15 protein-coding genes, 2 tRNA genes and 1 pseudogene are annotated in these 19,088 nt (G+C 39.8%); 16 read left to right on the top strand and 2 right to left on the bottom strand.

Going from position 1 to position 19,088, the window contains the following annotated elements; genetic code table 11:
- Positions 1-10: 10 nt before the first annotated feature.
- Positions 11-796 (bottom strand): RNA methyltransferase, encoded by a 786-nt coding sequence (locus BV372_RS05400; RefSeq protein ID WP_086684309.1) that lies wholly within the window; start codon positions 794-796, stop codon positions 11-13.
- 201 nt (positions 797-997) lie between these two features.
- A tRNA-Leu gene (locus BV372_RS05405) sits at positions 998-1,079 on the bottom strand.
- A 308-nt stretch (positions 1,080-1,387) separates the two neighbouring features.
- Here BV372_RS05405 and murA point away from each other — a divergent pair.
- The 16 genes and pseudogenes from murA to glf all read left to right on the top strand — a co-directional run bounded on the left by murA (position 1,388) and on the right by glf (position 19,060).
- Complete coding sequence (gene murA, locus BV372_RS05410) at positions 1,388-2,767, top strand: UDP-N-acetylglucosamine 1-carboxyvinyltransferase (protein WP_086684312.1); 1,380 nt, start codon at positions 1,388-1,390, stop codon at positions 2,765-2,767.
- Between the two features lie 111 nt (positions 2,768-2,878).
- On the top strand, positions 2,879-3,754 hold the full coding sequence (locus BV372_RS05415) for a M48 family metallopeptidase (RefSeq protein ID WP_086684314.1): 876 nt from the start codon (positions 2,879-2,881) through the stop codon (positions 3,752-3,754).
- A 77-nt stretch (positions 3,755-3,831) separates the two neighbouring features.
- Positions 3,832-4,929 carry an alpha-hydroxy acid oxidase gene (locus tag BV372_RS05420; RefSeq protein ID WP_086684317.1) on the top strand — a complete coding sequence of 366 codons (1,098 nt, stop codon included), beginning with the start codon at positions 3,832-3,834 and terminating at the stop codon, positions 4,927-4,929.
- Between the two features lie 170 nt (positions 4,930-5,099).
- Positions 5,100-5,183: transfer RNA gene (locus BV372_RS05425), tRNA-Leu, on the top strand.
- Between the two features lie 476 nt (positions 5,184-5,659).
- A pseudogene (locus BV372_RS38180) lies at positions 5,660-5,848 on the top strand (hypothetical protein); the annotation flags it as partial.
- A gap of 980 nt (positions 5,849-6,828) precedes the next feature.
- Positions 6,829-7,626 (top strand): WecB/TagA/CpsF family glycosyltransferase, encoded by a 798-nt coding sequence (locus tag BV372_RS05440; RefSeq protein WP_086684326.1) that lies wholly within the window; start codon positions 6,829-6,831, stop codon positions 7,624-7,626.
- Positions 7,627-7,881: 255 nt separating this feature from the next.
- On the top strand, positions 7,882-8,736 hold the full coding sequence (locus BV372_RS05445) for an ABC transporter permease (RefSeq protein ID WP_373270745.1): 855 nt from the start codon (positions 7,882-7,884) through the stop codon (positions 8,734-8,736).
- The gene (locus BV372_RS05450; protein ID WP_086684329.1) at positions 8,736-10,028 is read left to right on the top strand and encodes an ABC transporter ATP-binding protein; all 1,293 of its coding nucleotides are present in this window, start codon (positions 8,736-8,738) and stop codon (positions 10,026-10,028) included. Before BV372_RS05445 ends, BV372_RS05450 begins: the two co-directional genes overlap by 1 nt.
- A gap of 35 nt (positions 10,029-10,063) precedes the next feature.
- Positions 10,064-10,945 (top strand): glycosyltransferase family 2 protein, encoded by an 882-nt coding sequence (locus tag BV372_RS05455; protein WP_086684332.1) that lies wholly within the window; start codon positions 10,064-10,066, stop codon positions 10,943-10,945.
- A 240-nt stretch (positions 10,946-11,185) separates the two neighbouring features.
- The gene (locus tag BV372_RS36020) at positions 11,186-12,394 is read left to right on the top strand and encodes a glycosyltransferase (protein WP_179197987.1); all 1,209 of its coding nucleotides are present in this window, start codon (positions 11,186-11,188) and stop codon (positions 12,392-12,394) included.
- A 65-nt stretch (positions 12,395-12,459) separates the two neighbouring features.
- Complete coding sequence (rfbB, locus tag BV372_RS05465) at positions 12,460-13,542, top strand: dTDP-glucose 4,6-dehydratase (protein WP_086684338.1); 1,083 nt, start codon at positions 12,460-12,462, stop codon at positions 13,540-13,542.
- A gap of 31 nt (positions 13,543-13,573) precedes the next feature.
- Positions 13,574-14,533, top strand: a complete 960-nt coding sequence (gene rfbA / locus BV372_RS05470) for a glucose-1-phosphate thymidylyltransferase RfbA (RefSeq protein ID WP_086684410.1) — start codon at positions 13,574-13,576, stop codon at positions 14,531-14,533.
- Positions 14,530-15,075, top strand: a complete 546-nt coding sequence (gene rfbC / locus BV372_RS05475) for a dTDP-4-dehydrorhamnose 3,5-epimerase (RefSeq protein WP_086684341.1) — start codon at positions 14,530-14,532, stop codon at positions 15,073-15,075. Before rfbA ends, rfbC begins: the two co-directional genes overlap by 4 nt.
- Positions 15,076-15,170: 95 nt before the next feature.
- Positions 15,171-16,370 carry a glycosyltransferase family 4 protein gene (locus tag BV372_RS05480; protein WP_086684344.1) on the top strand — a complete coding sequence of 400 codons (1,200 nt, stop codon included), beginning with the start codon at positions 15,171-15,173 and terminating at the stop codon, positions 16,368-16,370.
- A gap of 151 nt (positions 16,371-16,521) precedes the next feature.
- Positions 16,522-17,937, top strand: coding sequence for a glycosyltransferase (locus BV372_RS05485; protein ID WP_086684347.1), 1,416 nt, complete (start codon positions 16,522-16,524; stop codon positions 17,935-17,937).
- Positions 17,927-19,060 carry a UDP-galactopyranose mutase gene (glf, locus tag BV372_RS05490; protein ID WP_086684350.1) on the top strand — a complete coding sequence of 378 codons (1,134 nt, stop codon included), beginning with the start codon at positions 17,927-17,929 and terminating at the stop codon, positions 19,058-19,060. Before BV372_RS05485 ends, glf begins: the two co-directional genes overlap by 11 nt.
- The last annotated feature ends 28 nt before the right edge of the window (positions 19,061-19,088 follow it).

Raw genomic sequence — 19,088 nt, forward strand, 5'->3', positions numbered from 1 at the left:
TCAAAATTCCTCAGTCTTGATCAATCATTTGCCGCTGGGCTTCGTACAACATTAAAGCCGCTGCGATCGCTACATTCAAAGACTCTACGCCCGGACTTAGAGGAATTTTTACTTGCCGATCTGCCATTGCTGCTATCTCTGCCGACAAACCAGCACCTTCATTCCCCAATAAAATTAAACTGGGTTTGCGCCAGTCTACTTCCCAATAAGTTAAAGTCGCGCTGGGTAAGGTTGCTACTACTTGCATTCCCGCTTGCTGACTTTGTTGGATAGTAGTTTTTAAATCTTCTGTCACTGCCATCGCTAAACGAAACCACTGCCCAGCAGAGGCACGTAAAACTTTCGGGTTATCTAAATCTACGCTATCCCCACTCAACCACAAACCTGACGCTCCCGCCGCCGCCGCTGTGCGAATAATCGTACCGAGATTGCCAGGATCTTGCAAAGTTTCCACAGCCAGAACTATGCCAGTCACAGGCAATTGAGTTTGGCGATCGCTCCTTTTTGCTGTTGCGACTACCCCATCTGGTTGGACTGTAGTAGCGATCGCCTCTAATACTTCTTCACTGACAATTTCGGCGCGATCGCATCGACTACAAGCTTCCTCCCAGAGTGCAGGATGGGCTGATTGCCATTCTGGGGTGCAGCACACCGCTACTAACGGATAATTGACCGCACAAGCTTCCTCTAACAGATGCGTCCCTTCTAATAAAAATAGGTGCTGCTTGTGCCGCTCCTTCGTGGAGTGCAGTTTGCGGATTTGCTTGACTAAGGAATTTTGTAAACTGGTCAACATGAAAGTACTGAGTTGAAAGTGCTGAGTGCTGAGTCTTGTTCCTACTCAGGACTCTAGACTCAGCAACGCCAGTTGCTACAATGGAGGGAACCTCCCTTCGGGTTCGCAGTTGCTTCAAGTCGGCGTTCGCCCTTGGCGTTGCCGAAGGCTAGCCGCCCAACGCACTGCTCACCGCAACACACTGGCTCCTCATTACTCAAATGCGGAACCCGGGACTTGAACCCGGAAGCCTTGCGGCACTAGAACCTGAATCTAGCGCGTCTGCCAATTCCGCCAGTTCCGCTGGCATTTGCTTATTATCGACAATTTCTTATCGTTACTCATTTATCAATATTTGTCAAGTACTTTGCCCGGTTTTTACTGAGTATAGAGTTTTGCCAAGGAAATAATTTCTTGTTTTTGTTATCTTAAGAATTTTTAAATCTCTATAACGCTTACTCCTAGGTGTTTTCAGCAGTCATGACCAAGCAAAAACAACAATTTATTTATGCAATATCCAAGTACAAATTGTAGACAAATCAAATCTTTACTGTAGAATCAAAACCAACTTCAACCCTTTAAAATTGACATATTTATTTCGGAGGTAGGCTTATTAATACTTCTAGCAGCTTACCAGATGCTAAATCCTCCCTTGAAGCAGACTCCTCAGTCTTGCAAATTTGGGGAGGGCATCCTTTGCGAGGTCATGTAAAAATTAGCGGGGCCAAAAATTCAGCACTGGTCATCATGGCTGGAACCTTGCTATGTTCAGGCGATTGCCGCATCCGTAATGTTCCTTTACTAGCGGATGTGGAACGGATGGGTCAGGTTTTATCAGCTTTGGGTATTCGCTTAACCCGAAAAGATGACACTTTAGATATCAATGCCAGCGAAATTACTACATCTAAGGCTCCCTACGAATTAGTTACCCAACTGCGGGCAAGTTTTTTTGCCATTGGTCCGATTTTGGCGCGATTGGGAGTGGCTCAGATGCCATTACCAGGAGGTTGTGCAATTGGTGCCAGACCAGTTGATTTGCACGTCCGCGGACTGCAAGCGATGGGAGCCGAAGTTCAGATTGAGCATGGAATTTGTAATGCCTATGTTCCTGGTAGCAATGGCAGGTTAAAAGGAGCCAGAATTTATCTGGACACTCCCAGTGTGGGAGCAACAGAAACATTGATGATGGCTGCTACTCTAGCTGATGGCGAAACGATCCTCGAAAATGCCGCACGAGAACCAGAAGTTGTCGATCTGGCAAATTTCTGTAATGCGATGGGCGCGAAGATTCAGGGGGCTGGTTCCAGTACGATTACAATCGTTGGGGTTCCCAAGTTGCATTCAGTAGAATACAACATCATTCCCGATCGCATTGAGGCCGGAACGTTTTTAGTTGCTGGAGCCATCACCCGCTCAGAACTGACTTTGTCACGAGTATGTCCAGAGCATTTGATCCCAGTCATTGCCAAGTTACGTGATATTGGCGTGACTATCATTGAGGAAGCTCCGGATTGCTTACGTGTTCTGCCAGCGACAACCCTTAAAGCTACTGATATTGAAACCTTACCGCATCCAGGCTTTCCCACAGATATGCAAGCGCCGTTTATGGCTTTGCTGACTTTGGCAGAAGGCGACAGCTTGATCAACGAATCTGTATTTGAGAATCGGTTACGTCATGCCTCAGAGTTAAATCGCTTGGGGGCAGATATTCGTGTTAAAGGTAATGCAGCCTTCGTCCGTGGAGTCCCGATGTTATCAGGCGCACCAGTATTAGGCACAGACTTGCGAGCATCCGCAGCTTTAGTCTTAGCTGGATTGGCAGCAGAAGGGACAACTACAATTCAGGGATTGCACCACCTCGATCGCGGCTACGATCAACTCGATGCGAAGTTGCAGCAATTGGGCGCAAGAATCCTGCGTGTGAGTGAACCATCGACAGATGCAGAACTTGCCCCGAATACGAGCAATTCCCCAGCGTCGATAACGACATAGTAGGTAGGTGGGCAATGCCCACCCTTACTTAATCGTTATACTAGCTTTGGGAGGCTGTTTATCTAAACTAGCAGCATTCCAAAATGCTATTTTTTTCAAGCTTGTTACACCATGTCTTTATTAAAAACACCGCTGATTGGTTTAAAAGCTGACTCCTTTCGTCACCCATTAGATTTGGAAGCTACTAAAGCTCTCAAACAAATACCAGGTCTAGATATGATGGTGCGGAATTGGCTGGGGCCAATGGCAGAGCAGGTTTTTTATGTAGAAAATATTGCCTCCAGCGTTCTCGTGGGTGAAAACCAACTGCCCGATTTACATCAGCTGTTGGTAGATGCTTGCAAAGTATTAGATATAGAGCCTCCCCAGTTGTACATTAGGCAGCATCCGGCTCCTAACGCTTACACTTTTGCCATGCGGGGTCAGCAACCTTTTATTGTGCTGCATACGTCCCTCATAGATATCCTCACACCAGAGGAAATTCAGGCAGTCATTGCCCATGAGTTAGGACATCTTAAATGTGACCACAGCGTTTACCTGACTCCTGTAAATTTATTAGTATTAGCAGCAACAATCTTGCCTAATGTCGGAGCTATTATTGCTCAAGCTATACAGACACAGCTTTTAGAATGGGTGCGCTGCGCTGAGTTTACCTGCGATCGCGCCGCATTGTTAGCCACCCAAAATCCTAAAGTTGTGATGTCAGTTTTGATGAAGCTAGCAGGTGGCTCCCCCAGCTTGGCACCGCAACTAAATCTTGATGCCTTTGTTGCCCAAGCTCGCGCCTACGATGATATTAGTAAAACAGAACTGGGTGAAATGGTCAAAGCCGCCCGCACCGCCCAACTAACTCACCCCGTACCCGTACTGCGAGCTCGAGAAATTGATCGTTGGGCAAGTAGCCAAGAATATCAAACTTTATTGCACAATCACCAACCTCAGTCAACTACCGAACTTACACCCAAAGGTGGATGGCGAAACTGGTAGATTGGTATTAAATTATCAAAACTTCATCTCCTCTGCGCCTCTGCGTGAGATTTTAGAATATTTAACGCCTAGTCACGATCCACAATCACTTGCAACCGATTAACCTCTTTGAGTACGAACAGCTAGCAAAAGAGCATCTCTCACAGATGGCGCTTGATTACTATAGCAGCGGTGCTTGGGATGAAATTACATTACGAGAAAACCGCGCGGCTTTTGAGCGCCTGAAACTGCGGCCGCGAATGTTAGTAGATGTGAGCGATCGCAACTTGACTACATCTATATTAGGACAACCTCTAGACCTACCCTTACTAATTGCACCAATGGCTTTTCAATGTCTGGCTCATCCAGACGGAGAAGTAGCCACCGCAACAGCTGCGGCTTCAGCAGGGGTGGGTATGATTTTAAGTACTTTATCTAATAAAACTATTGAAGAAGTCGCTGCTGTTCAGCAAAATTTTCCCAACACCCTGCAATGGTTCCAGCTTTATATCCACAAAGATAGAGGTTTAACTCGCGCTTTAGTCGAAAGAGCCGATAACGCAGGTTACAAAGCACTTTGCTTGACGGTGGATGCACCTTTTTTAGGACAAAGAGAACGGGATAAACGTAACGAATTTTCCTTACCACCAGGTTTACACGCAGCCAATCTTGCAACTATCTCAGGACTAGATATTTCTCATGCACAAGGCGAGTCTGGGTTATTTACCTATTTTGCCCAGCAGCTAAACCCAGCGTTAACTTGGAAAGATTTGGCATGGTTGCAATCTATTTGTCCTCTACCTTTAGTAATAAAAGGGATCTTGCGCGGGGATGATGCTGTACGTGCTGTAGAGTGCGGAGTTCAAGCAATTGTTGTTTCCAATCATGGTGGCAGACAACTAGACGGTGCGATCGCATCTTTAGAGGCTTTAACAGAGATTGTTGCAGCTGTGGATGGCAAAGCTGAAGTACTGTTAGATGGAGGTATCCGCCGAGGTACAGATATTCTAAAAGCTCTAGCATTAGGAGCAAAAGCTGTGCTCATTGGGCGTCCTATTTTATGGGGGCTGGCGGTAGCTGGAAAAGCAGGTGTATCTCATATACTCTCGCTACTACAAACTGAGTTAAGCCTAGCTATGGCACTTAGCGGTTGTGCCCAGCTACAAGATATTGATCCTTCGTTAGTCAAGTATTAAATTTCTAGCAGCCCATCAATACAAAGTGTATTTTGTAGCGTGTGTTCCAGCATTCCGAAAAGTATGATTTTAGTAATACATACGTACCAAACTAGCAAGAATTCTGAAATAATTATCAATACCTTGTCACAAAACTCTTGAATAGAGTATATTAGTAAAGTTGCATCTAAGGGCGGGTGGCGAAACTGGTAGACGCACCACACTCAAAATGTGGCGACCTTGCGGTCATAGGAGTTCGATTCTCCTCCTGCCCATTATAAAAAATATAGTTATCAGAAATTTTCAATTCTTAAGTTTCTCTAGCAAGCACAATCGCTTGGATAGAGAAGACTTATAAACCAAGGTCATAAACACTAGATGTCATCTTAGTATTTATGACATACTTGCTTAAATTTATGGAAACCATTAAGCAGACCAATGCGTCTATTTTTTTAATGCATCTTCCAAAACTGTGAGCGCTAAAGAGTAATTTTATTGAATACGACTAAAATGTACCTGTTTATACATTTTTCTAAAAATAAATACTTTATATATAAGTAAAATATGCAAAACTTAAATTAAGTACTTATACGGAGAAAAGTCGAGATCGCATACTAACTTATTCATCAAGCTTTACTAACATAGTAGCTATAACTAATTAAGCGATCGCAGTTTAAAAAGCGCTATGATATGCACATAAGATAGGATAACTAGTTTCTAAATTTGTCAACTTTAACAGAGATGGAAAATTATGAGATTGAAAAGATGGGAATCTCCTCGTCGAGAGGGACGGAACGATAAAGGTAAAGGTGGTTCAGCAAGAAAGCGGCAACTTAAAAAACAAAGACAGATGTTGCGACAAAGGCTGAAAGAAGAGAAAAAAGCAGACAATACTAAAAATAATGGCAAAGGAGAAGATAAATTTATCTTCTCCTTTTTTATGTTGCTCAATCAACAAAAACAAATTTTTCTATCTGAAAACATAAGAAGTTATATAAGTAACAATAAAGTATATTTATCTAATCAAAAAATATTAGCAATTTATGATAAAAATTACATTTTCAATTAACTATTCTGATGAAATCACCGTTAAGACAGATGACCCTAGTCTTGCAGAATAGGGAGAATAAATATTTAGTTGCAAAACCTATAAAATCAGCCTATTCACTTTTGCTTAATCTGTCAGAAGCCTCTCAGCAAGCACCTGCGGGAACTCTCAGTCTGCAACAACGTCCTTAGCGAACATAGTAGCTTAATCAGGAATTTTATACAAAAAATTTCTGGAAAGTTTGCAACCACAGATGCTTAGAATTACATCTTTGCTTATCTGTAGCTTGATATCAACTCCATCTAATTACTTAGTATCAAAGCTTCTGTAAACCAGGATAAGCGATCATTTGAGAGTCATAGTTAAACAACCAGACTTAATATTAGTTGTAAATATCTACTTTAGGGCGAAGTATAGCCATTAACCAGTATTTAAATAGATTTCCGTCTTTGTATCTATCAAAGCTAGTAATTTCCTATATTTACATATCAGACGATAGTAGCTTTACTGTTTGTATTTTTACTGATAATAAATAACTATCTAAAAGAAAAAAAATTATTCAGTTAATTATATTTACATAAATTGTAATGATTGTATGAAGAAAAGACAAACTAATTATAAAGTAACCATGAAGTTTGTACACAGTTTTGGGAAAAGCCGCAATTCAACTTGTAAACTAATATACGGTGGTCAGATGTTTGAAAAATACCAGGGTAACCAGAAATTTACTGATAAAGCTATTGCATCTCCATGTGAGTCAGACCATGCCAAAAGCTTAGAAAAAAGTCAGCAATAGTACCACCTAATTGTTCCACAGTTGGAAATGGACTAGTTGATGTTGATGATTTTTGTCTTTGACACAGGAGGAATTTATGGGAGAAATAACATTTCTGCCCAAACAAAAAGTTCTGGATTTTCCCATTACTGCCTTACGGTTTGAAGATCAGATCCAAACAATCATGAAATGGGCGATCGCCCGCGAGAGTAGAACAGTATGCGTAGCTAACGTACACATGCTGATGGAGGCCCACTGGAATCCAGAGTTTGCTAGTGTATTACGAAATGCGGATGTCGTCACTCCTGATGGTATGCCTCTAGTTTGGATGATGCGGCGCATGGGTGCGCATTCCCAAGATCGCGTAGCCGGGATGGATATTCTACAAGGATTGTGCCAGCTATCTCAAATACAAAATGTTAGTGTTTTCTTTCTAGGTTCGCAAACAGAAATCCTTTCTAGAATGCGAAAAAGACTAGAGCAAGAATTTCCTCAGTTGAAAATCGCAGCGATGGAACCCTTACCCTTTCGTCCATTGACTGAGAATGAAGATACCGAACTAATTAATAAGATCAATTCAAGTGGTGCGGGTCTAGTATTTGTATCCCTTGGATGTCCAAAACAGGAAAATTGGATGGCTCAGCATAAAGGTAAAATTCAGGCAGTCATGCTTGGGATGGGAGGAGTTTTCCCAGTTTACGCAGGAATTCATAAGCGAGCACCCCGCATAGTTAGAGAATTAGGATTTGAATGGTTTTATCGCTGGATTCAAGAACCACGCCGTCTTTGGAGTCGTTATATTAAAACGATTCCACCTTTTATATGGTTGGCGACCAAACAACTAATATCATCAGGTCGTGTTGCAGAAGCCTTTGTTGACGGGACTGGCGATTAAAAAATCATGTTTGCGCACCTATCCAAAGAAGTATTTTTTTTGGAAAAGCACAGATCGTAAAGTTTCAAGCGATCGCATATGGCCTTATATATAGTTATCCAACATACAGCTAAGTAAATGAATAAGTAATCGATACTCATCCTTAAGGCAGATTGGGCTGAAAAGTAGTATTGGCAAGACTTTTGGAAATGCAGAGAGCTATTTTACTTTCTGGCAGGAGATAGATAGAATTTGCCCCATAAATTATGAATCTGTATGATGCTGAAAAAAACCAGAGTTGTGTATCGACCTGAAAGTCGAATAAGACATCCGCTACAATTATTTCGAGAAATGGGGCGGGATTTACTAGCATCGCGAGAATTAGCTTGGCGGTTGTTAGTCCGAGATATTAGCGCTCAATACCGTCAATCGTTGCTAGGAATTTTCTGGGCATTTATCCCTCCAGTAATTACAGCCGCTGGTTTTACTCTTGCTAAAAGTAGTGGTATTGTCAACATTGGTAATACAGAATTACCCTATGCAGCCTATGTTATGTTCAGTATGTCACTGTGGCAGACCTTTGTTGAAGCGCTAAATGGCCCAGTACAAGCAGTAACAGCAGCTAAAGCAATGTTGGCAAGAATTAACTTCCCCCGCGAAGCATTGATTGTTGCCAAATTAGGAGAAGTATTTTTTAACTTTGGCATCAAGCTCATCTTAATTTTGGGCTTATTTATCTGGTATAAAATTCCAGTAACTTGGAGCATAATTCTAGCGCCAGTAGCATTAATTCATTTAATATTGCTAGGAACATTTATCGGATTGCTCTTAGCCCCAATGGGAGCTTTATATCAAGATTTTTCCAAAGGTTTAACCTTAATATCGGGATTTTGGCTATTTATTACGCCAGTGGTTTATCCAGTTCCCAGTAATGGCGTATTTGGCAGTATTGTGAAGCTAAATCCTGTTACTCCATTGTTAGTAACGACACGAGAATTAGCAACAACAGGCGTTATATCAGACCCGCAGGGATTTTGGATAGCAAGCTTAATTGCAATATTAGGATTGCTACTGGCTTGGGTTATTTATCGTCTTGCAATGCCCTTTGTAATTGAGAGGATTAGTTCATAATGACGATTAGCATCAATGAGCAAGAAATGGCACTAAAGCCACAGGATAGCGATAGTGAGATTGTACTTTCAGTTAATGGAGTTTCCAAAAAATTTTGTCGGGATTTGAAGCGGTCTTTGATGTATGGTGTTCAAGATATTACCTCTGAGTTATTAGGGCTACGAGAGAAGAGTGATAAGTTGCGTACCAAGGAATTTTGGGCACTAGATAATGTCAGTTTTGAATTACGGCGAGGAGAAGCACTAGGCTTAGTTGGAAAAAACGGTAGTGGTAAATCAACTCTGCTAAGGATTATTGCAGGTTTGATTAAACCAGATACTGGTTTTGTAGAAGTGAATGGTAGAGTAGCACCATTAATTGCATTAGGAGCAGGATTTAATCCAATCTTGACAGGACGGGAGAATATTTATGCCAATATGTCAATTTTAGGATTATCTACGAAAGAAATTGATGAACGCTTTGATGAAGTTGTAGATTTTGCAGAAATTGGTGATGCGATTGATGCACCAGTCCAAAGTTACAGTTCTGGGATGGCAGCAAGGTTAGGGTTTGCTTGCGCGATTCACGTAAACCCAGAAATTTTATTAATTGATGAAGTATTAGCAGTAGGTGATATAAAATTTAGAGTTAAATGTTACCGCTACTTGGCTAAATTACGTGAGCAAGGCACAACTTTCATCCTAGTTTCACACGATCCAAATGCTATCCTAGGTGTCTGTAAATCATCAATTTATTTGTCACAAGGTAATGTAATTGCAGTAGGAGATACAAGCTCAATTATGAATAGATATGAAGAAGATCTATTCATGAAGAACAGAGGAAACCTTGCAAATCAGTTAGTTTTACCCAAAAAATCGGTTGAAGAAGGAACAGATTTAAATATTACTTATTTATGCTTTAAAGATAATGAAGGCAAGATAGCTAAATCTCTTGTTAGTGGACAAAGGGTTACTTTTTGTATAGGCTGTCAAGTTCATAAAAGTATTGACAATGTAACCTTGAATTTATTAGTAAGAGAAGAATCTGGTGGAGATGAAACAATTTTACGTTTGAGTAGCTTTAATGACAATAAATATTTCAACATACAGCCAGGAGAGCATGAACTACAAGTACAAATGCAATATCTTTGCTTAAAGCCTGGTTTATACAGCATGAAACTCGGCATAAGCAAGTCTTCTCTTTATATTTTAGATGCAATTGAATCTTTTGAATTTAGTATTGAAAAATCTGAAAATATGAGTCAATGCTTATTTTATCAGCCAAGACTTTGGACATTAATAGAAAATATATAACATTCCTATACTATTTCCACTAAGGTCTCTGGATTATGCATCATTTGTGTGTAGTTATCTCATACTGGGTTGGGTCATCCCCTAAGTTTTTATATAAGTTAATTGATCAAATTGTAAATATCAAAGATGAATTGTCCTTTCCAATTGTTCTGGTGTGTAATGGAGGTACTGATATTTTTTTTAGTCTTCCTAGAAAATTCAAAAAATATAACATAGAAATAGTAAATCGTCCTAATAGTGGATTTAATATAGCTGCGTGGGAAGAGGGTTGGCGTTCAATTGAGGCTAAAAACTATCTTTTTATTCAGGACGATTGTTTCATTTTGGATGACAATTGGTATTCAGGCTTTATAGATAGATTCCATTCAGATCCTACTCTCGGCTTGCTTGGAGAACGTACAAATCCAAATTGGGATAAGGCATGGTCAGAACTTAAACAATCTTACTTTAATCAAGTGGTGCACTATTATGATGTTGCATCAGGATTTGATTTATTTCCTAATGTTGACAATTATCTTGATTATTTAAAAACTCACAATATTCCGTGTGGGGAAAAAGCAGATCACTTGCAGAGTCTGGTGCTTTTTACTACGCGCGACGTACTTCTTGAAATAGATGGTTTTCCACTTCCAGATAATGATACTAAGGGTAGAGCCGTTGCCGCCGAGATTGCGATATCTAAAAAAATTCAATCTAGAGGGTATCGAATTGATATAGTAGGTAAACATCCATTTACCTACATAGGCCATCGGGAATGGACTGATTCAAAATTTTATCAAGCTAGTATTATAAAGTTGCTTCAAAATAAAATTAGAAAAGTAATTTTGTTCAAAAAACAACAAGAAAGAGAAATTAAATATATTTTGCTTAGTGAGGCTGAGGCTATGCAAATTGCTAAATCAAGCCCAGAGAAATAGGAATTATTCCTGGCAAGTAATGAAGAGCATGGAGGTTTCTTGAGCATTGGTTATGACCATTCATTACTATACATGAAAAAGATATATCCAAATAAAACTTCTGCTCATTAATTACACTTTTGGAGCACAATGCTTGATAGTCCGTAAAGTTCTTCTAGCCATTTTCACTAAGTTCTTACTTTTGCATTGACTATGATGTCTTTCCAGTTACCTAAAATTTATTTTTTACCTGCTGGTGATATGAATACGGCCAGCTCCCGTCTTCGTGTCTTTAGCTTAACCTCAACCTTAAAAAATCTTGGAATTCAAGTTAATATACACAGTGCCGAGCATGAAAATATTTTAGATTTTAAAACACGATTTGATGAGCTTGGCACTAGGGATGTCTTGGTCGTTCAAAAACGGGTAACACCGGAAATTCTTTCCTACGTTGACCGTGCTATATCAAATGGTGCTTTCATTATTTATGATATAGATGATTTTGGCTCAGCTCTTTGGTGGTGGACATCACCGCGTTTGTGCTATGAGATGCTCTTACGAGCCAACTTAATTACAACAGATACCATTGGTCGGGCAAAATGGTTATTGCAAAGCCATAAGCGGCTTAATGTCCAGGTTTGGCATAACTCTGTAGATTATTCACCTACTGAACCATCTAAATTAGAACCAATTACGCGATCGCCGTTACGAGTTCTTTGGTTTGGAACATCGTCTAACTTACACATGTTTACAAAATATGTAAAAGCTTTAGGATCTTTACCTGACATTCAAATAGTAATTTGCGGTGGCTCTGAAGAATTAGTTAATTCTCTTTGCCCAGAACTAAAGTTTGAAGTTATTCCTTGGAGTCTTACTAACTTTCTTCATATCCTTCAGAGTTGCGATCTTTCTTGTTTAATGCACGATGGTTCTCTATACGACCGACAGAAGAGTAACCATAAGATGATTACAAGCATCTGCTGGGGAGTTCCTGCCATAGTCTCTGATACCCCTGAATACGCTCGGATTGCCAGAGAGGCAGGTGTTGATGACGCCATATTTTCTAATGCTGAAGAGTTGCTAAAAGCCCTTCAAAAATATCGCTCCTCCTCCTCCCGAAAAGCTTACCTTGAAAAAGCTCAAAATCTCATTTGGGAGAAGTATTCTCCAGATAAAATAGCCAGGAAATTTGTAGAGATTGTTGAAGAAGGCATACAGTCAGGTAATAAATCGATTTATTCCGCTTCGCAAAACCAATCTAACACTCAAATATCGAAAATATCATCCTACCTGTCCTATATTCTTTGGCGATTCATGGTAGAGGAACATCGCTTACAATTCCTTCAGGATAGGATAAAGGAGTCCGGCAAAAATCTTCTAACCAAAATTCGGCGGTTTCTCAGGATTAAGCTTGAGGATATGAACTTAGCAGGAACGCTAAAATCTCGCTTAAAGACTCCACCTTCATAAAATATGCTTATTGGATTTGCTACGAAAGAAACAGCCGGCTTTAATTATATTGAAAAGCAATAATCATGCAAACATTTTTAGTAACAGGTGGCGCAGGCTTTATCGGCTCTAACTTCATATTGAAGGTGAGAAAAGAACAGTGGGCTAATATTATCAATCTAGATAAGTTAACTTATGCCAGCAATCCGCTAACGCTAACAGAATTACAAAATGATTCTGGATATCATTTTGTTCGTGGCGATATCGGCGATATTGAACTAATACATAATCTTCTAGAACAGCACCAACCAGACGCAATTATTAACTTTGCTGCTGAGAGCCACGTTGATCGCTCCATTCTCAGCCCTCAAGATTTTATTCAAACTAACGTATTAGGAACATTCCAACTTCTCGAAGCTAGCAGAGCCTACTACGAAAAATTATCTCCTCAAAAGCAACAACAATTTCGTTTTCTACACATATCTACAGATGAAGTTTACGGTTCATTAACTCAGACAGATCCAGCATTTCGAGAAGACACACCCTATGCGCCAAACAGTCCCTATGCGGCCTCTAAAGCAGGCTCTGACCATTTGGTACGTGCCTATTATCACACCTATGGTTTACCAACTTTAACTACCAACTGTTCAAATAACTACGGCCCAAGACAGTTTCCAGAAAAACTGATTCCTCTGATAATTCTCAATGCTTTGAATGGAAAACCACTACCAATTTATGGAGATGGCCAGAATATTCGCGATTGGCTGTATGTGGAAGATCACTGTGAAGCTATCTATCTAGTTCTACAACAAAGCTCTATTGGAGAAACTTACAACATAGGAGGTAACAACGAGCTAACAAACCTCGCAGTTGTTGAAAAAATTTGTGCCCTCCTTGATGAGTTAGCACCTAAACCAAACTTCCACTACTCTTCTCTTATCAGCTTTGTCAAAGACCGCCCTGGTCATGACCGACGCTATGCAATTGACAGTAGCAAAATTAAGAAAGATTTGGGTTGGGAACCAAAAGAGAGTTTTGATAGTGGTTTATTAAAGACAATTCAGTGGTATCTGAGCAATTCCATCTGGGTTGAGCAAGTTCAATCAGGTGCTTACCAAACCTGGATTCAGCAAAACTATGGTGACCGAAAACCAGCGCTATCACACTAAGCAAAAGCCCAAATCATTCGAGGAGTTAACAATGAAAGGCATTATTTTAGCTGGTGGTTCTGGTACAAGATTGTACCCGCTCACTCAAGTGGTGAGTAAACAACTCATGCCGGTCTATGATAAGCCGATGATTTACTACCCTTTGTCAACTCTGATGTTGGCTGGGATTCGTGAGATTCTCATCATTTCTACACCTCAACACTTATCTCTATTTCAACAACTTTTGCAAGATGGTAGCCAGTGGGGTCTAAAGTTTAGCTATGTTGAGCAACCTAGACCTGAAGGCTTAGCGCAGGCTTTTATCTTAGGCAAAGATTTTATCGGTAACGAGCCTGTTTGCCTAGTTTTGGGAGATAACCTCTTCTATGGTCATGGTTTAGTTGACGTTTTAACTCGTGCAGCTCATTTACGCGAAGGCGCACTCATATTTGGTTATCGGGTCGCTGAACCTCAGCACTATGGCGTGGTTGAATTTGACTCTATAGGCCAAGTAGTGAGTCTAGAGGAGAAACCCCAAATTCCCAAGTCTAATTATGCTGTACCTGGTATCTATTTCTATGATTCTCAAGTCTCAGAAATTGCCTCAGATCTGAAACCATCAGCCCGCAATGAACTAGAAATTACCGACTTGAGTCAAGTTTATCTGCGTCGAGGTCAATTAAAAGTTGAGCTTTTAGGTAGAGGCTACGCTTGGTTGGATACGGGAACCCATGAATCTCTGCATCAGGCTGCTAGCTTTATTCAAACTCTAGAACAACGCCAAGGTTTCAAAATAGCTTGTGTCGAAGAAATTGCCTATCGCCAAGGATATATCGATGCTGACCAACTCTATGAACTTGCCAAACCACTAGCTAAAAACAGCTATGGACGTTACCTGATGGACTTGATCAATGGCGATCGCCATACTACTCAAGTTCAAGAAGAAAACTGGTTTGCATCAGCAAATGGAATCAAGGAAAACTTTGCAGACACTAAGAGGGTAAAGCTGTGAACATTATCCCGACTGAAATTCCTGATGTACTGCTAATTGAACCGCGAGTTTTTGGAGATGAACGTGGCTTTTTTTACGAAAGTTATAATGAACGAGTTTTGCTAGAAAAGGCAGAGATTACGCAACATTTCGTACAAGACAATCACTCCCTTTCAGCCAAAAATGTACTACGTGGTTTGCACTATCAAATTAAACAACCTCAAGGCAAGTTGGTGAGAGTTGTGGTTGGCGAAGTATTTGATGTAGCAGTGGACTTGAGGGTAAGCTCTAAGTACTTTGGTCAATGGGTTGGCTATCGTCTGAGCGCTCAAAACAAGCAGCAGCTTTGGATACCACCAGGCTTTGCTCACGGTTTCTTGGTGCTTTCAGAATATGCGGAGTTTTTGTACAAAACTACAGACTATTACGCGCCAGAGCACGAGCGCACAATTTTTTGGGATGATCCAGATTTGGCGATCGCTTGGCCTTTAGAAGCAAAACCTATTGTCTCAGCTAAAGATCAAGTAGGTAAGCAACTAAAAGATGCGGAGGTGTTTGTATGAGCCTTGGGAAAAATTTTTGCCTAAACATATCAAATGTATCTGTAGATAATGAAATTATTACCCAAATTTCCAAAACATTGTAAAAGATATTGAATATGAAATTTCTTATAATACTACCTTCTACCCAACGTGGAGGTGTTGAGGAATATAGTTTGAGAATTGCTTCATCTGCTATTAAAAAAGGCTGGGATGTTCATGTAGCATTTCCTAATACTGAGGGGACAACAAGTTTAATTCAAGACTTTACATCTAAAGGAGTGCAATATCATAGCCTAGAAATAGCTGACAGCGGAAACACAACGTTAATACAACATTTAGTGAACCTGAGCAAAACAATCTTTTTGCTGCTCCATATTAAACCAAATGTTGTACAGATTGTTCTCCCTGGTATTGATACTTGCTTTGGAAGTATCCTTGCATGTGGATTTTTAAGAGTTCCAACATTAGTTAGGTTTGGTTTAGTTGTCAATAGATACTCATTCAGCGCTAAAAAACTAAAAGCATACACCTGGGCTAGAAGCCGTAATCAACAGTGGATAACAGTCTCAGAGAATAATCGAAGCCTTGTCTGTGAATCATTTCAGATTGAAAGAGAACAAGTACTTTGCATCTATAATGGCTTTAGCTTAAAGCCTGATTTATATACGAATAATCAAGAAGAAAATGTATCACTGCGTTATCAAATCTTGGAGGAACTTGGTTTATCTACAACTAACAAATTGCTTTTGACAGTTGCTCGCTTACATGAGCAGAAAGGATATATTTTTCTAATACATACAATTCCGTATATAGCTAAGGAATTTCCAGAGGTAAGATTTGTTTGGGTGGGCGAGGGTGAGCAAAAAGAATACTTGTTAAGTAAGGTGCAAGAATATGGTGTCGAAGACAAGGTATTGTTTTTGGGTTATCGCTCCGATATACCTAACCTATTAAAATCAGCAGATTTTTTTGTATTTCCGACCTTGTATGAAGGTCATCCAAATGCACTTTTAGAAGCAATGGCATATGGCTTACAAATTATCACTTCAGATGCTAGTAGCATTCCAGAAACAATCAAACACAAAGTTCATGGCTTGTTATTTCGTACAGGAGATAGTTGTAATCTGTTAGAAAACATAAGGTGGGCCCTTAAACATCCCAAAGAAATGAAAGAAATGTCACACAATGCGAAGTTACACATTATTAATGATTTCTCTGAAGACAAAATGATGAAAGAAACATTTAAGATTTTACATAAATTATCTGAACGTGCTCAGAAAAAAAATCATGACTATCCAATCAATTCATCATTATAATGGCAGTTATTTGTCTAAAAAATAATGTTAATGAATATTGGGATGATGGCGCAGTAGGCTTGCTTCCTAATCTACTAGTTAATCCAGTTATTATTGCAATGATTTCAACATATTCGCGAATATTCAATAAATCATAATATAGTTTATTAATATGAAGAAAGATGTACTCATGGATTGTACTAATCGACCTATAAAAATTCAATTTGTTAGCAGAGATATTCCTGTCGAGAATAAATTTGGTAATGCTGCTTATATTGTTGATTTTATAAGCTACTTACAAAAGCTAGGTTATAAAATCGAATTTACGGTTATTAATTCATTAGCTGATAGTAAAACTCCTTGGCATATCATTCCGCCTACTTTAGCTAGGCTTGCTAATGTGTCTGTTAAAGACAACTTGCGAATTGGTCGACTTTTATTAAGATTTAACTCATTATCTGATTGGATTGTCGCACCATTGCGACTGGCTTATAATCAATTATTGCCAGAAAAATTAAAGAATATTTACCGTTCTGCTAGAGATAAAGCACAAGAAGCCTGTAGCCATATAAAATCTTCTTCAATTTGGGGACATCCCATTAAACCAGAGGAGGTAGCTTTTGCCAACACACAATTTCTCAAATTTAAGCCGGATGTTGTAATTGCTAACTACGCTTTTTTAGCGGATGTTTTAGAATCTCCTTATTTAGATGAAACAGTTTTAAAAGTCATACTTACTCACGATATACGTCACCAAAGAACGGTCGATTTTAATAATTTTGGTGTTAGTGCTTTTGAATTGGTTTGGACACGAGAGCAAGAAAGTATAGCGATGTCTAAAGCACAAGTGCTATTAGCTATTCAGCAGGAAGATGCAAAAATTCTCCAAGGCATGGCACCTCAGAGCGAAGTAATTAAAATGCCTAAATCGGCAGTCAATTATTTCCATAATGATAATCACGTCTCTGGCCGTTGTTTATTTGTAGGCAGTGATGCAGACCACAACATTCATGGTTTACAATGGTTCCTTAAAAATGTGTGGTCAATTGTTCTACAGTCATTACCTCATTGCAGTCTTCATGTTTGCGGTAGTGTGTGCAATGAGATTAAAGAAAGCTTTCCCAATGTTCGTCTTTTAGGTACTTTAGATGATCTGAAACTTGAATACAGTCATGCCGAAGTATGTTTAGTTCCATTACCTATCGGTAGTGGTCTTAAGATTAAGCTTGTGGAAGCATTGTCACATGGTCGTGCCTGTGTCTCGACTAGTGCTGGTGTTCAAGGGATACCTGAGATTGTCGGTAATGCTGTATCCGTAGCAGATACAGCTGAAGGTTTCGCTGCTGCCATACATACACTGTTGACTAATCCAGACAAACGCCAATGGATGGAAGAACAAGCCCACAAGTATGTAATAGAAAACCTTTCACCTCAAGCAGTATACCAGCCATTTGTAGACCGTATTGAGCAGCACTTACAAAAAGTAGCGAAAAAAACTACCGAACAATCATTAGATAACATACTAAGCAGTGACAAAATTTTAAGCTCTAATTTAATGCTAAACAAGGAGAAATCGCATGAAATTTGACTGGCTAATCATCGGCGCTGGGTATTCAGCCTGCGTCATAGCTGAAAGAATTGCTAATGAACTTGGGCAAAGAGTATTGATTGTAGAACAACGAGACCATATCGGCGGTAATGCCTACGATTACTATAAAGAGCATGGGATTTTAGTTCATAAATACGGGCCCCATATCTTTCACACGAAGTCTAAGAAAGTCTGGGATTACCTCTCTCAATTCACAGAATGGAGACATTACTATCACCATGTTCTGGGTGTAGTAGAGGGTAAAAAAGTTCCTATTCCCTTTAATCTGAACTCGCTCTATGCTCTTTTTCCGCCAAAATATGCAGAAAAGCTAGAAAATTTGCTTCTAGAGAACTTCGGTTTTGGAGTCAAAGTACCTATTTTAAAATTGCGTGAAAGTGCCAGTGGCGACCTAAGCTTTTTAGCTGATTACATTTACGAAAATATCTTTCTCCGCTACACCATGAAGCAGTGGGGCGTGAAACCAGAGGAACTTGATCGGGGTGTCACAGGACGTGTGCCAGTGTACATCAGTCGAGATAATCGTTATTTTCAAGACCCATACCAGGGTATGCCCAAGCTGGGTTATACCGAAATGTTTCGCAAAATGCTGGCTCACCCTAACATCAAGGTACTCCTAAATACAGATTACCGCGAGATTATCAATGATGTAAAGTTTAACCGAATACTGTGCACAGGACCAATTGATACTTTTTTTGATTATATGTATGGCGAATTGCCCTATCGTAGCCTACGCTTTCAATTCGAGACTTTAGATCAAGAGTTGTATCAAGAAGTTGGTACAGTTAACTACCCCAACGACTACGACATCACCCGTATAACCGAGCAGAAGTATTTGTCAGGACAAACATCTCCCAAAACTACCTTAGTGATGGAATATCCGCAAGCTTATGTCCCAGGTAAAAATGATCCTTATTATCCTATTCTCAATGAAGAGAACCGTGCCCGTCTAGACCTTTACCTCAAAGAAGTAGAAAAACTCAACGGTACGGTACTTTTTGCAGGACGACTTGCAGATTACAAATACTACGATATGGATCAAGCAGTATTGCGTGCACTTGGCTTGTTTGAGAAAGAGATAGCTAACGTAGAAGCAACTTAGTCGGCTTCCATTTTACTCATAATTTATC

The organism is Nostoc sp. T09, assembly GCF_002154695.1.
Lineage (GTDB): Bacteria > Cyanobacteriota > Cyanobacteriia > Cyanobacteriales > Nostocaceae > Aulosira.

Bases quoted from the DNA above. Each gene is read 5' to 3' on its own strand.
- BV372_RS05400 (WP_086684309.1), bottom strand. From the start codon at position 796: ATGTTGACCAGTTTACAAAATTCCTTAGTCAAGCAAATCCGCAAACTG.
- BV372_RS05415 (WP_086684314.1), top strand. From the start codon at position 2,879: ATGTCTTTATTAAAAACACCGCTGATTGGTTTAAAAGCTGACTCCTTT.
- BV372_RS05440 (WP_086684326.1), top strand. From the start codon at position 6,829: ATGGGAGAAATAACATTTCTGCCCAAACAAAAAGTTCTGGATTTTCCC.
- BV372_RS05445 (WP_373270745.1), top strand. From the start codon at position 7,882: ATGATGCTGAAAAAAACCAGAGTTGTGTATCGACCTGAAAGTCGAATA.
- BV372_RS05450 (WP_086684329.1), top strand. From the start codon at position 8,736: ATGACGATTAGCATCAATGAGCAAGAAATGGCACTAAAGCCACAGGAT.
- BV372_RS05455 (WP_086684332.1), top strand. From the start codon at position 10,064: ATGCATCATTTGTGTGTAGTTATCTCATACTGGGTTGGGTCATCCCCT.
- BV372_RS36020 (WP_179197987.1), top strand. From the start codon at position 11,186: ATGAATACGGCCAGCTCCCGTCTTCGTGTCTTTAGCTTAACCTCAACC.
- rfbB (WP_086684338.1), top strand. From the start codon at position 12,460: ATGCAAACATTTTTAGTAACAGGTGGCGCAGGCTTTATCGGCTCTAAC.
- rfbA (WP_086684410.1), top strand. From the start codon at position 13,574: ATGAAAGGCATTATTTTAGCTGGTGGTTCTGGTACAAGATTGTACCCG.
- BV372_RS05480 (WP_086684344.1), top strand. From the start codon at position 15,171: ATGAAATTTCTTATAATACTACCTTCTACCCAACGTGGAGGTGTTGAG.
- BV372_RS05485 (WP_086684347.1), top strand. From the start codon at position 16,522: ATGAAGAAAGATGTACTCATGGATTGTACTAATCGACCTATAAAAATT.
- glf (WP_086684350.1), top strand. From the start codon at position 17,927: ATGAAATTTGACTGGCTAATCATCGGCGCTGGGTATTCAGCCTGCGTC.